The sequence below is a fragment of the Microbacterium sp. GXS0129 genome (assembly GCF_044769785.1).
In the GTDB taxonomy this organism is placed as follows: domain Bacteria; phylum Actinomycetota; class Actinomycetes; order Actinomycetales; family Microbacteriaceae; genus Microbacterium; species Microbacterium nymphoidis.
In genome coordinates, this window is the sequence record NZ_JBIZVZ010000002.1 from 492,055 (window position 1) to 504,759 (window position 12,705).

Consider the following 12,705-nt stretch of genomic DNA (forward strand, 5'->3'; position numbering starts at 1 on the left):
GTCTGTTACTCATCGTAACTCTGTTCACAGAAGGAACCATATGATCATCGCCCTCTGGGCCGTCAACGCCCTCCTCACTCTCGCCTTCCTCGGTGCCGGGGTCAACAAGCTCGTGAAGTCGAAGGATGCCCTCGTCGCGTCCGGCATGGCGTGGGCGAAGGGATTCCCGCCCGCCTCACTGAAGGCGATCGGAGCGGCCGAGGTGGTCGGAGCACTGGGCCTGATCCTGCCGCTCGCAACCGGCGTCGCACCGATCCTCTCCCCCACCGCTGCCACGTGCCTCGCGGTGATCATGCTCGGTGCCATCGTCGTCCACCTCCGTCACCGCGACGCCCTCAAGGTCACGCTTCCGTCGGCGGTGCTCGCGGCCTTCTCGATCGTGAGCGCCGTCCTGGGCTTCCTCGTGGTCTGAGCGGTGCATAAGTGTGGGGCTGATATCAATGAAATATCAGCCCCACACTTATACCCGAGGATCGTCTCCCGGCTGCCGTCGCGGGCCCGAGAGGACAGACCGCGAGGGCCTTGAGGCCAGCGCGGCAAGTCCGGCGTCGAACGGCGCTGTGCGCAGAGTGCATGCCATATGACAGCACTGGTCGGTCAATCCTCGGCAAGGCGCCGCGCCAGCGTCGGATAGTCGATGACCACACCATCGCGATCGACCGTGAGCTCCGCATCGAAGTCCCGGCTCCGACTGGTGTATCGAATCGAACGCGCGGAGGCTCCATCGGGCACCTCGGCGCCATAGAGCTGGCCGCTGCGCAGCACGCGAAGGGAGGGCACCTCGACCCACGCCATCACGAGCGACACCGCCTCAGAGGCGTGTTCCAGGAGTCCCAGGCGCCGGATCGGCATGACGTTGGTCAGAGGGCACAGGCCGAGGTCGCAGTCAACCGCGCCGTCGAGCACGCTCGGGTCCGGGATGCCGAGGTCCGGAAGATCGACGGATCCGTGCGCCTCCCCTGTCGTTCGCCAGTGTCCGTCCCCGGTGCGGCTGAGAACCAGGGATCTGTGCCACCCCTCGCCGAAGCTCGACACCGCGAGCTCCTCGGTGATCCATCCCTCGCTCACGCGGAGGCTCCATGCCGTCGAATAGCCGGTGGCTACGGATCCGCCGTGAGCGCGAAGGCTCTGATCCCCGAACCGGACGACGGCCGACTCGACACGACTCGTGTCGTCCACCCCGCGCCAGCGGTACCGCCGCAATTCCATGCCGACATGTTCCCACGACGGCGCACTGTATGCCCAGGGTCGCCGCACCGTCAGGACACCGCGGCCTCGCGGGCGCGGAACCACAGGGTGGGCTCGCCCAGCGCGCATGGTGGTCGCGGCGTCGGTCGCCGATTCCCGGTCAGTCCCACGCTTGCTCACCCACGGTGTGTGCTCAGCAGCCGTCTCCGCCCGATAGGATGGACGGCGAGGGCCTTTAGCTCAGCTGGTAGAGCGCCACGTTTACACCGTGGATGTCGTCGGTTCGATCCCGGCAGGGCCCACCACATCATCAACAGCCGCGACCACGCGCTCCCGCGTGGTTCCGATCCGTCACTCATCCCGCTGCGTCACGCGAGCGAAAGACCAGCCACGACGCCGCGACGAGAAGCAGGGTCCCGGCTGCCATCACGGCCCGGCCCGGGATCGGTTCGAGGAGTCCGACTCCCGGATGAGGCGACGCCGCCCATCCCACCCATGACGGATGTCACGGGTGGGCATGACATCACGACACTTCTGCGCGAAGCGCGACGCGGGTTGGCTGGAGGTATGCGCAAGCCTCTGTGATTCGCTCGCGCCGAATCGGCAGGGACGGGGCCGGCCGCCGCTGGCTGACATCGTGGCCCGGCTGCGGGACGTGGCAGCACGCGACGATGTGGAGTGGGTCCGCGTCGCGCTTCATGATGACACACAGCTGGACGATGCGGACGGGGACGTGATCGCGGAATCCGTCCTGTTCGCCACCACCCTCCCGACCACCGAACTGGAGGAAGCCGTCGACATCGCCTGGCTGCACAGCGACGGCATTGTCGAATCCGACGAGTCGTCCCTCGAGGACTACACCGAGGTCCCGGCTGTCCCCGGCCACCATCGCGTGGTGTTCCTGGTCTGGGACTGACGCGGAAACGGGCCCGTCCACATCAGGACAGCGCGGCCTCCCGGGTGCGGAACCACAGTGTGAGCTCGCCCAGCGCCCGTGCCGTGGTCGAGGCATCCGTCGCCGATTCCAGGTCGGCGAACGAGTCGCGGAATCCAGCGGGAACGGGCTCGACACCGCGACGGAACGAACGGTAGCCCATGCTCCAATCCGCGAACTTCCGCTCCGTGATCGGCTCCGACACCAGGATTCGCACGTCGTGATGACGGGAGTCGCGCCCAATCCGCTCAATCAGGCTCTCGATGACCGACGGTGCACCTTCGAGGACCTGGATGAACCTGCCATCCCGGAACAGCAGCATGCCGGTGATGTGATTCTCCGTATTGAACCGCCGGAATTCGACGAGGAGCTGGGCGAGCGCTGTCTCGCGGAACGGCTGCGAGGCGGTGCTGGCGTAGACGAGGGTGATCAGACCCTCACGGTTCGCGGTCACGGGGTCACTCCTTGGGCGTCGGCGCAATGCCGGGTCTGGTCGGTCGACTGCAGGTTCGTGACCGCGGAGGTCGCCTCGCGAAGCGAGGGGAAGTCGCCGACCGGCTGCGAGTGCGAGTCGTGCGCACGGAAGGTGCCATCGGGCCGGCGGTCGACGAACCCGAGGAAGTCACCCCCGCGACTGCCCACATGGAATCCGTCTTCGACACATGCCCACAGGACATCGGATGGGTACTGCTGTGCATCTGCCACAGCTTGATCGTATGGCTCTCCGGCCCCGCACCTGCGCCACGAGGTGCTCCAGCGTGCTCGCGGGTGTCCTTAGGATCGGAGGGTGAGCGAAGCCGAGACCCCGATCCCCCGGCCGGGAGCCGTCTATTTCGTCGGGCGCGCGGTGCTGCGCCCGCTCTTCACCGCTCTATACGGCGCGCGCACCAGCGGTCGCGAGCACGTGCCGCCGACCGGTGCGGTCCTTCTCGTCGCCAACCACCTGTCCGGGTGGGACACCGTGCTGATTCCGACGGCCGCATCGCGTCCCGTCCAGTTCCTGACCAAGTCGAGCCTGTTCACCCGACCCGGCCCCCTCGGGCGTGTCCTCCGCTGGTTCTTCACGTCGATCGGCGGCGTTCCGGTGCTTCGCACCGCAGGGCAGGCGGCACAGGCCGCCCTCGACTCCGGTGCCCGTATCCTCCGTGCCGGAAGCGTCTTCGCGGTGTTCCCGGAAGGTTCGCGCTCGCGCGATGGGCGCCTGTACCAGGGGCGCAGCGGGGCCGGCTGGATGGCGCTGGAGACCGGGGCGACGGTGGTGCCCGTCGGAGTGGTCGGAACGGCAGACATGGCCTTGTTCGGCCCCCTCCGCGGGCGCCCGCGCCCCGAGGTGCGCTTCGGCGCTCCGCTGGATCTCAGCGATCTGGAGGGCATGCCCCGCGGTGCCGCACGCCGTATCGCCACCGAACGCATCATGGCGGCCATCGCCGCCCTCACCAGTCAGGAGCGCGCGGACGAGGTGAACGGCTCGAGCCGGGACGCCGGCGCATAGCCGTTGCCCGCGCAGGCCGGGGAGCCTACCGTGAGGCCATGCGCACGCTCCGCTACTACATCAATGTCACGCTCGACGGTTGCGTGGACCACCGCGAGGGCAACCCCACAGAGGACGTGAACCGTGCCGCCACCGCGAGCATCGCCCGTGCCGACGAGCTCCTGTTCGGTCGTGTCGTCTACGAGATGATGCGCGATGCCTGGCGCGATCCGCTGCCCCCGGGCACGCCTGCGTGGGAGATCGAGTTCGCGGAGACGATCGGCCGCGCCCGCAAGAGCGTCTTCTCACGCACTCTCCCCTCCGTGGACTGGAACGCCGAACTGCTGCGCGGGGACCTGCTCGCGGCGGTGGCAGCCCTGAAAGAGCGAGCCGGCGGCGAGATTCTCGTCTCCGGGGTCACCCTGCCCACCGCGCTCGCGCAGCTGGACCTCATCGACGAGTACGAGTTCCTCGTGCAGCCGCACGTCGCTGGCCACGGTCCCTACCTGCTCGAGGGACTGACGAATCGGCCGGGCCTTGAGCCAGTGCATCGGGAGGAGTTCCCATCCGGGGCCGTCCTCACCCGCTTCCGCCGAACCCGCTGACCCTCCGCGATGACCACACGCGGCGTGCGGCGGAATGTGGGTAGGCTGGTGATGCGCATGCCGTGTGATGTCTACAACACCTCCCCGTGCGCCGATCCGCCCCTTTGGCATGATCTGCCAGTACGACGAAAGGTCGCCCGGTGACTGTTCACGACCAGGATCCCTACAGCCAAGAACCTCTCGACAGCGATCCCGAAGAGACCGCCGAGTGGCAGGAATCCCTCACCGATCTCGTTGATGCCAAGGGCCCGCAGCGCGGCCGGGAAATCATGCTCAGCATGCTCTCCACCTCGCGCGAGCTGCACCTGGGCGTCCCGATGGTTCCCACCACGGACTACATCAACACGATCGCGCCCGTCAACGAGCCGGAGTTCCCGGGCGATGAAGAACTGGAGCGCCGCTATCGTTCCTGGATCCGCTGGAACGCCGCCATCATGGTGCACCGCGCGCAGCGTCCCGGCATCGGCGTGGGCGGGCACATCTCCACGTACGCCGGAGCCGCCACCCTCTACGAGGTCGGCTTCAACCACTTCTTCCGCGGCCACGGTCACCCGGGCGGCGGCGATCAGATCTTCATCCAGGGTCACGCCTCCCCCGGCATCTACGCCCGCTCCTTCCTCGAGGGCCGCCTCACCGAGGCCCAGCTCGACGGATTCCGTCAGGAGAAGTCGGCAGGCGCCAACGGCCTGCCCTCGTACCCGCACCCGCGTCTCATGCCGGACTACTGGCAGTTCCCGACGGTCTCGATGGGCCTCGGCCCGATCAACGCCATCTATCAGGCGATGACCAACAAGTACCTCACCAACCGTGGCATCAAGGACGCCAGCGACTCGCACGTGTGGGCGTTCCTCGGCGACGGCGAGATGGACGAGGTCGAGTCGCGTGGCCAGCTGCAGGTGGCGGCCAACGAGGGCCTCGACAACCTCACCTTCGTGATCAACGCCAACCTCCAGCGCCTCGACGGTCCGGTGCGCGGTAACGGCAAGATCGTGCAGGAGCTGGAGAGCTTCTTCCGCGGTGCCGGCTGGAACGTCATCAAGGTGGTCTGGGGCCGGGAGTGGGACGAGCTGCTCGCCCGTGACAAGGACGGCGCGCTCGTCAACCTGATGAACGTCACCCCGGACGGCGACTACCAGACCTACAAGGCCGAGTCCGGCGCGTTCATCCGTGAGAACTTCTTCGGTCGTGACCCGCGCACGCTCGAGATGGTCAAGGACTACACCGACGACCAGATCTGGGGCCTGCGGCGCGGCGGCCATGATTACCGCAAGGTGTACGCCGCCTACAAGGCCGCGATGGAGCACAAGGGCCAGCCCACCGTCATCATCGCCAAGACGGTCAAGGGCTACGGCCTCGGCCCGCACTTCGAGGGCCGCAACGCCACGCACCAGATGAAGAAGATGACGCTGGACGACCTGAAGCTGTTCCGCGACACCATGCACATCCCGGTGTCCGACGCCCAGCTCGAGGCGAACCCGTACCTCCCGCCGTACTACAACCCGGGCGAGCAGGACGAGACCACGCAGTACATGCTGGAACGGCGCCGCTCCCTCGGTGGATTCCTCCCGGAGCGCCGCACCACGCACGTGGGTCTGGACCTGCCCGGCGACGACGCCTACAAGCTCGTCAAGAAGGGCTCCGGTACGCAGGAGATCGCCACGACGATGGCCTTCGCCCGCCTCCTCAAGGACCTGTTGCGCGACAAGAACATCGGACACCGCATCGTCCCCGTCATTCCCGACGAGGCCCGCACGTTCGGTATGGACGCGTACTTCCCGACCGCCAAGATCTACAACCCGCACGGCCAGAACTACGTCTCGGTCGACCGCGAGCTGCTGCTGGCGTACAAGGAGAGCCCGCAGGGTCAGATCGTCCACGTCGGCATCAACGAGGCCGGCGCCACCGCCGCGTTCACCACGACGGGAACCTCGTACGCCACGCACGGCGAGCCGCTGATTCCGGTCTACATCTTCTACTCGATGTTCGGCCACCAGCGCACCGGCGACGCCTTCTGGGCAGCGGGCGACCAGATGGCGCGCGGTTTCGTCATCGGCGCCACCGCCGGACGCACCACGCTCACCGGTGAGGGACTGCAGCACGCGGACGGGCACTCGCCGCTGCTGGCCTCCACGAACCCGGCCACCATCGCGTACGACCCGGCCTACGGCTACGAGCTGGCGCACATCGTGCAGGCGGGCCTGGACCGCATGTACGGCGGAAACCACCCCGACCCCGACGTGATGTACTACATCACCGTCTACAACGAGCCGATCGTCCAGCCCGCCGAGCCCGAGGGCGTCGACGTGGATGGCATCCTGCGCGGCATGCACCGCATCTCCGAGGCCACGGGCTCCGGCCCCCGCGCTCAGCTCCTCGCCTCCGGCGTGGGAGTGCCGTGGGCGCTGGAGGCGCAGCAGCTGCTGGCCGACGACTGGGGTGTGTCTGCAGACGTCTGGTCGGTCACCTCGTGGGGAGAGCTGCGCAAGGACGGCCTCGCCGCCGATGAGCACAACTTCCTCCACCCGGAGGAGGAGCCGCTGGTTCCCTACGTCACGCGTCGCCTGAACGAGGCCGAGGGCCCCGTCACCGCGGTGAGCGACTACATGCACGCCGTGCAGGATCAGATTCGTCAGTGGGTGCCTCAGCGCTTCGCATCGCTCGGTGCCGACGGCTTCGGTTTCTCGGACACCCGCGCAGCGGCGCGTCGCTTCTTCAAGATCGACGGCCCGTCGATCGTGGTGCGCACGCTGCTGTCGCTGGCCGAGGACGGCAAGATCGACCGCTCGGTCGTGAAGGCCGCCATCGACAAGTACGACCTGTTCAACGTGAACGCCGGGACCAGCGGAAACGCGGGCGGCGAGAGCTGAGAGCGGTGGCGAACGCGCCCGCCGGGGACATCCCCCAGGACAAGGCCGAGACTCTCGCGTGGTTGCGCAAGATCTCGGGCGACCTGGCGACGGTGACCACGAAACGCCTCGAAGAGAGGCTGCCGTGGTACGCCGAGATGCCCCCGGCGCGGCGCTCGTCCGTGGGCCTGGTGGCGCAGGCCGGCATCACGTCCTTCATCCAGTGGTACGAGGACCCCACCTCCACTCCGTGGATCGCGGCGGACATCTTCGCCGCCGCTCCCCGTGAGCTCCTGCGCAGCGTCAGTCTGCAGCAGACGTTGCAGCTCATCCGCGTCACCGTGGAGGTCACCGAGGAGCGCGTCGCCGGACGCGGCGGTCACGTCCACGAGGCGATCCTGGAGTACTCCCGCGACCTCGCCTTCACCGCGGCCGACGTCTACGCCCGCGCGGCCGAAGCGCGCGGTCTGTGGGACGCGCGCCTAGAGGCCCTGGTGGTGGACTCGATCCTGACCGGCGAGACGGACGACGAGCTTCCCAGTCGCATCGCCGCCCTGGGCTGGCACGGCCACGGCGAAGTCAGCGTGCTGGTGGGCACCACACCCGCGATGTTCGACATCGATCAGGTCAGACGCACCGCCCGCAAGCTCGGCGTGGACGTGCTGGTCGGCGTTCAGGGCGCCCGGCTCGTGCTCGTGATCGGGCGTGCGCAGGATCCGGCTGCCGACACGGAGCCCGCCGAGGGCCGGCCCTTCGTCGACATCGCCCAGGCGATGGAGCCCTGTTTCGGCTCGGGCCACCTGGTGCTGGGCCCCACGGTCCCCGCCCTCGTGGACGCGAGCATGTCCGCGCGCGCGGCCCTCGCCGGATTCGCCGTCGCCAGCGGCTGGCGTCACGCGCCACGCCCGGTCGAAGCCGACGACCTCCTTCCCGAGCGCGCCCTCGCCGGCGACCCGCTGGCACGGACCACGCTCGTCGAGCGCATCTACCGTCCGCTGCTGGCCCACTCGGCAGACCTCGTCGCGACGCTGTGGAGCTACCTGGACAACGGCCGGTCGCTGGAGGCGACGGCCCGTGAGCTGTTCGTCCACCCGAACACCGTGCGCTACCGGCTGAAGCGGGTGAGCGAAATCATCGGCTGGGATGCCACCGGGCCGCGCGAGGCCCTGATCCTGCAGACCGCCCTGATCCTCGGCTCGATCGGGGCCGCAGACGGTGTGCGGCGGCGACCGACACGCCGCAACGGCCAAATCCTGTCGACTTCACACAAACAGTGATCGATTTTCTGTGAGGAGTATGCCAGCGCAGGGCGGAATTCCTTGGCAAACTGAATCAGTGATCGTCCTCGCATGCCCTGGTCAGGGCTCACAGACTCCCGGATTCCTCACCCCCTGGCTCGAGCTGGCGGGCGCTCGTGAACGTCTGGAGGCGTACTCCGACGCCGCCCAGGTCGACCTGATCGCGCACGGGACCGAGTCCGACGCCGACACCATCCGCGACACCTCCATCGCGCAGCCGCTGATCGTCGCGGCCAGTCTCCTCGCGTTCCACGCGCTGGGAGATGCTGCCTCCCGCGCAGGCGGTGTGGCGGGCCACTCGGTCGGTGAGGTCGCGGCACTCGCGGCGACGGGCATCGTCTCGGACGAGCACGCGATGCACCTGGTGGGCGAACGCGGACGCGCAATGGCCGCAGCCGCGGCGGAGGCGGCCACCGGCATGGCCGCCGTGGTCGGCGGCGTCGAGTCCGATGTACTCGCAGCCATCGCCGACGCGGGCCTGGAGCCGGCCAACTTCAACGGAGGTGGTCAGATCGTCGCCGCCGGATCGGTGGAGGGCCTCGCAGCCCTCGGCGACAATGCCCCGCGTGGAGCTCGCGTGATCCCGCTTCAGGTGGCCGGAGCATTCCACACCCGCTACATGGCCTCGGCGCGTCCCGCGCTGCAGAGTGCGGTCGAGGCCGCCTCAGCCGACGGCGTACAGGCCCCGGACCGCACGCTGTGGACCAACAGCGACGGCACAGTCATCACGGACGGGAACCGCGCCCTGGAGCTGATCGTCCATCAGATCACCTCCCCCGTGCGCTGGGACCTCTGCATGGCGTCCTTCGCCGATGCCGGAATCACCGGCATGATCGAGCTGGCCCCGGCCGGCGCTCTGGTCGGCCTCGCCAAGCGCGGCCTTCGCGGCGTGCCGACGGTAGCCGTCAAGACCCCGGACGACCTGGAAGCGGCCGTCGCGATGCTGAACGGAGAGAACGCATGAGCGTCACGCTGACCCAGGGGCAGGGCCCCGCCTTCACCCGGATCTACTCCTACGGCGCCGCCCGTGGCGAGAACGCGGTGACCAACGACGAGATCGTCGAGCCGATCAACTCGTCCGACGAGTGGATCCGCCAGCGCACCGGCGTGGTGACGCGCGTACGGGCCGTCGCCACCACGAGCGCCACCGACCTGGCCACCGCGGCCGCCGCCGAGGCCATCGCGAAGAGCGGCGTCGATCCGTCGGAGATCGACCTCGTCATCTGCGCCACCATCAGCAACGTGCAGCAGACCCCGTCGATGTCGGCCGTCGTCGCCGACCGCGTCGGCGCCAACCCGGCCGCCGCCTACGACAGCAACGCCGCATGCGCCGGCTTCACCTACGGCGTGGCCCAGGCCGACGCCCTGATCCGTGCGGGCGCAGCCAAGTATGCCGTGGTCATCGGTGCGGAGAAGCTGTCCGACGTCATCGACCCCACCGACCGGACGATCTCGTTCCTGCTCGGCGACGGCGCCGGCGCCGTGGTCATCGGCCCGAGCGACACCCCCGGCATCTCCGCGACGGTGTGGGGTTCGGACGGCTCCAAGGCCGACACCGTGGGCATGGACCACACCCTCGTGGAGTTCCGCGACGGCGAGGCGAAGTGGCCGACGCTGCGCCAGGAGGGTCCGAGCGTCTTCCGCTGGGCGGTGTGGGAGATGGCCAAGGTCGCCAAGCAGGCCCTCGAGGTCGCGGGTGTCCAGGCTTCCGACCTCGCCGCATTCGTCCCCCATCAGGCCAACATGCGCATCATCGACGAGTTCGCCAAGCAGCTCGGGCTGCCCGAGAGCGTCGTGATCGCCCGCGACATCGAGACCACGGGCAACACGTCCGCCGCCTCGGTCCCCCTCGCGACGCACCGCCTGCTCGAGGAGCACCCGGAGCTGAGCGGCGGCCTTGCGCTGCAGATCGGCTTCGGTGCCGGACTGGTGTACGGCGCGCAGGTCGTCGTCCTCCCCTGACGCGCTCCCCCCATAAACTGTTTCCGCCCATCCAACAACAAGGAGAAATCATGGCATTCACGAAGGACGAGGTCCTCGCTGGTCTTGCCGAGCTCGTCACCGACGAGACCGGTATCTCGGCCGACGAGGTCGCGCTGGACAAGTCGTTCACCGATGACCTCGACATCGACTCGATCTCCATGATGACGATCGTCGTCAACGCCGAGGAGAAGTTCGGCGTCAAGATCCCGGACGACGAGGTCAAGAACCTGAAGACCGTCGGCGACGCCGTCGACTTCATCGTCGCAGGCCAGGAGTAATTCCTTCGGCGTGCCGCAGCCGAACGCTGCGGCACGCCGCCCCTTCATGTCCCCCGCGGACCCAGGTCCCACCAGGACCGCCCCACGCTTTTCGCACAAACCAGGAGAGAGTGCATGACCAAGCGCATCGTCGTCACCGGAATCGGTGCCATCTCCGCGCTCGGCGCGACCGCCGAAGAGAACTGGAAGAACCTTCTCGCCGGCGTTTCCGGCGCCCGCACGCTCGAGCACGAGTGGGTGGAGAAGTACGAGCTTCCCGTGACGTTCGCGGCGGAGGCCGCCATCCGCCCTGAGGACGTCCTGCCCCGTCATGAGGCCAAGCGACTGGACCCCTCGTCCGCGTTCGCCCTCATCGCCGCCCGCGAGGCGTGGGCCGACGCCGGCTCCCCCGAGGTCGCCCCCGAGCGGCTGGGTGTGGACTTCGCCACCGGTATCGGCGGCGTGTGGACGCTGCTGGACGCCTGGGACACGCTGCGCGAGAAGGGACCGCGCCGCGTTCTGCCGCTGACGGTCCCGATGCTCATGCCGAACGCCGCAGCCGGAAACCTCTCGCTGCAGTTCGAGGCACGCGCCTATGCGCGCACCGTGGTCAGCGCGTGCGCCTCCAGCACCGAGTCGGTCCTCAACGCCTACGAGCACCTGCAGGAGGGTCTGGCGGACGTGGTCATCGCCGGTGGCGCCGAGTCGGCGATCCACCCGATCACGGTGGCCTCGTTCGCCTCCGCCCAGGCGCTGTCGCGCCGCAACGACGACCCCGCGCACGCCTCGCGTCCGGGCGCGATCGACCGTGACGGCTTCGTCATGGGCGAGGGCGCCGCGGTTCTCATCATGGAGACCGAGGAGCACGCGAAGGCTCGCGGCGCGAAGATCTACGGCTACGTCGTCGGCGGCGGCGTGACCGCGGACTCGTACCACATCACCGGCAACGACCCCGAGGGCACGGGCGCGGCTCGTGCCGTCGAGCAGGCGCTGGCGATGGCCGGTGCGAGCGCCGACGAGGTCACCCACATCAACGCCCACGCGACCTCCACCCCGGTGGGAGACCCCAACGAGTACGTCGCCCTCAAGCGTGTCTTCGGCGACCGGATCGACGAGATCCCGGTTTCCGCGACGAAGGCGTCGACCGGTCACCTCCTGGGTGGCACCGGTGCGCTCGAAGCCGTGTTCACCATTCTCGCCCTGCGCGACCGGGTGGCCCCTCCCACGATCAACATGACCGAGCCCGACCCCGCCGTTCCGTTCCGGCTGTCCGGCGAGCCCCAGCCGCTGGGCGACGGCCCGCAGCTCGCGATCAGCAACTCGTTCGGCTTCGGCGGGCACAACGCCGTCGTCGCGTTCCGCAACGCCTGATCCGATGTGACGAAGCCCCGCCGGTGATCCGGCGGGGCTTCTGTCGTACTGGGCGAAGGATTCGTTTTCACAGGCTCCGGGAGCGGATCACCGGTTCCCGTTACTCGCGCCTCCTCCGCACATCCTGGTGGTGTCAGCCGTTCGCCGATCGTCTCGGCGGCGGCTGACACCGAGCTTTCTATCCGACCTTGTGGAGCCAGATGACGGGCGACTCGTCGCTCGCCGCGCGGAACGGCTCCAGTTCCTCGTCCCAGGCGCTGCCCAGGGCGACATCCAGTTCCCGCTGCAGTTCGAACGCATCGCCGGCGGCGATCTCCATGGCATACCGGATGCGGTCCTCACCCAGCACCACATTGCCGGCGGTATCGGTCTGCGCGTAGTGGATCCCGAGGTCCGGCGTGTGCATCCAGCGACCGCCGTCGCTGCGCGGCGTGGGGTCCTCGGACACTTCGTAGCGCAGGTGCTCCCAGCCGCGGATGGCGGTGGCGAGAGCGGCGCCGCTTCCCGCGGGCCCCTCCCAGTAGAACTCGGCACGACGCGCGCCGGTGAGCACCGGCTGGTCGGTCCAGTCGAAGTTGACGGCGCGCCCGAGGGCGCGACCGACCGCCCACTCCAGGTGTGGGCACAACGCGCGCGGCGCCGAGTGAATGTAGATCACTCCGCGCGCCTGTGGTGTAGCCACGATCTCTCTCCGTTTCGTCAGGTGCGTCTTCCCCTACGACCTGATCCGAGCGATCTGCTACGTGCTGTTC

General features: G+C 68.6%; 14 protein-coding genes and 1 tRNA gene. 11 read left to right on the forward strand and 4 right to left on the reverse strand.

Annotated elements, in window-relative coordinates:
• Window positions 1-40 precede the first annotated feature (40 nt).
• Window positions 41-412: a DoxX family protein gene (locus ACIQJ5_RS08725; RefSeq protein ID WP_402842916.1), complete on the forward strand. Its 372-nt coding sequence runs from the start codon at window positions 41-43 to the stop codon at window positions 410-412.
• 185 nt (window positions 413-597) lie between these two features.
• Here the strand turns inward: ACIQJ5_RS08725 and ACIQJ5_RS08730 are convergent, their stop codons facing one another.
• Entirely contained in the window at window positions 598-1,209 is a 612-nt protein-coding gene (locus ACIQJ5_RS08730) for a putative glycolipid-binding domain-containing protein (RefSeq protein WP_402842918.1), read from the reverse strand.
• Between the two features lie 208 nt (window positions 1,210-1,417).
• Here ACIQJ5_RS08730 and ACIQJ5_RS08735 point away from each other — a divergent pair.
• Window positions 1,418-1,493, forward strand: a tRNA-Val gene (locus ACIQJ5_RS08735).
• Window positions 1,494-1,825: 332 nt separating this feature from the next.
• Window positions 1,826-2,104: a hypothetical protein gene (locus tag ACIQJ5_RS08740; RefSeq protein ID WP_402842921.1), complete on the forward strand. Its 279-nt coding sequence runs from the start codon at window positions 1,826-1,828 to the stop codon at window positions 2,102-2,104.
• 22 nt (window positions 2,105-2,126) lie between these two features.
• Here ACIQJ5_RS08740 and ACIQJ5_RS08745 read toward each other — a convergent pair whose 3' ends face one another.
• Both ACIQJ5_RS08745 and ACIQJ5_RS08750 read right to left on the reverse strand, forming a co-directional pair.
• A complete protein-coding gene (locus ACIQJ5_RS08745) occupies window positions 2,127-2,576 on the reverse strand; it encodes a BLUF domain-containing protein (protein WP_402842923.1) in 450 nt (149 codons plus the stop codon).
• Window positions 2,573-2,827: a hypothetical protein gene (locus ACIQJ5_RS08750; RefSeq protein ID WP_231090322.1), complete on the reverse strand. Its 255-nt coding sequence runs from the start codon at window positions 2,825-2,827 to the stop codon at window positions 2,573-2,575. The genes ACIQJ5_RS08745 and ACIQJ5_RS08750 overlap by 4 nt, the downstream gene beginning before the upstream one ends.
• An 82-nt stretch (window positions 2,828-2,909) precedes the next feature.
• On the opposite strand from ACIQJ5_RS08750, the gene ACIQJ5_RS08755 reads away from it, so the two are divergent.
• The 8 genes from ACIQJ5_RS08755 (at window position 2,910) to ACIQJ5_RS08790 (ending at window position 11,953) form a co-directional block, all read left to right on the forward strand.
• Window positions 2,910-3,614: a lysophospholipid acyltransferase family protein gene (locus ACIQJ5_RS08755; protein WP_402842927.1), complete on the forward strand. Its 705-nt coding sequence runs from the start codon at window positions 2,910-2,912 to the stop codon at window positions 3,612-3,614.
• Window positions 3,615-3,652: 38 nt separating this feature from the next.
• Window positions 3,653-4,198 (forward strand): dihydrofolate reductase family protein, encoded by a 546-nt coding sequence (locus tag ACIQJ5_RS08760; protein ID WP_231090324.1) that lies wholly within the window; start codon window positions 3,653-3,655, stop codon window positions 4,196-4,198.
• A gap of 140 nt (window positions 4,199-4,338) precedes the next feature.
• Window positions 4,339-7,065 (forward strand): pyruvate dehydrogenase (acetyl-transferring), homodimeric type, encoded by a 2,727-nt coding sequence (aceE, locus tag ACIQJ5_RS08765; protein WP_231090325.1) that lies wholly within the window; start codon window positions 4,339-4,341, stop codon window positions 7,063-7,065.
• Window positions 7,066-7,070: 5 nt separating this feature from the next.
• Window positions 7,071-8,321: a CdaR family transcriptional regulator gene (locus ACIQJ5_RS08770; protein WP_231090326.1), complete on the forward strand. Its 1,251-nt coding sequence runs from the start codon at window positions 7,071-7,073 to the stop codon at window positions 8,319-8,321.
• 58 nt (window positions 8,322-8,379) lie between these two features.
• Complete coding sequence (locus ACIQJ5_RS08775; RefSeq protein WP_402842930.1) at window positions 8,380-9,306, forward strand: ACP S-malonyltransferase; 927 nt, start codon at window positions 8,380-8,382, stop codon at window positions 9,304-9,306.
• Window positions 9,303-10,304, forward strand: coding sequence for a beta-ketoacyl-ACP synthase III (locus ACIQJ5_RS08780; RefSeq protein WP_231090328.1), 1,002 nt, complete (start codon window positions 9,303-9,305; stop codon window positions 10,302-10,304). Before ACIQJ5_RS08775 ends, ACIQJ5_RS08780 begins: the two co-directional genes overlap by 4 nt.
• A gap of 50 nt (window positions 10,305-10,354) precedes the next feature.
• The gene (locus ACIQJ5_RS08785; protein WP_231090329.1) at window positions 10,355-10,603 is read left to right on the forward strand and encodes an acyl carrier protein; all 249 of its coding nucleotides are present in this window, start codon (window positions 10,355-10,357) and stop codon (window positions 10,601-10,603) included.
• 114 nt (window positions 10,604-10,717) lie between these two features.
• Complete coding sequence (locus tag ACIQJ5_RS08790; protein WP_231090330.1) at window positions 10,718-11,953, forward strand: beta-ketoacyl synthase; 1,236 nt, start codon at window positions 10,718-10,720, stop codon at window positions 11,951-11,953.
• A 178-nt stretch (window positions 11,954-12,131) separates the two neighbouring features.
• On the opposite strand, the gene ACIQJ5_RS08795 is transcribed toward ACIQJ5_RS08790, so the two are convergent.
• The gene (locus ACIQJ5_RS08795) at window positions 12,132-12,635 is read right to left on the reverse strand and encodes a DUF3145 domain-containing protein (protein ID WP_231090331.1); all 504 of its coding nucleotides are present in this window, start codon (window positions 12,633-12,635) and stop codon (window positions 12,132-12,134) included.
• Window positions 12,636-12,705: the final 70 nt, after the last annotated feature.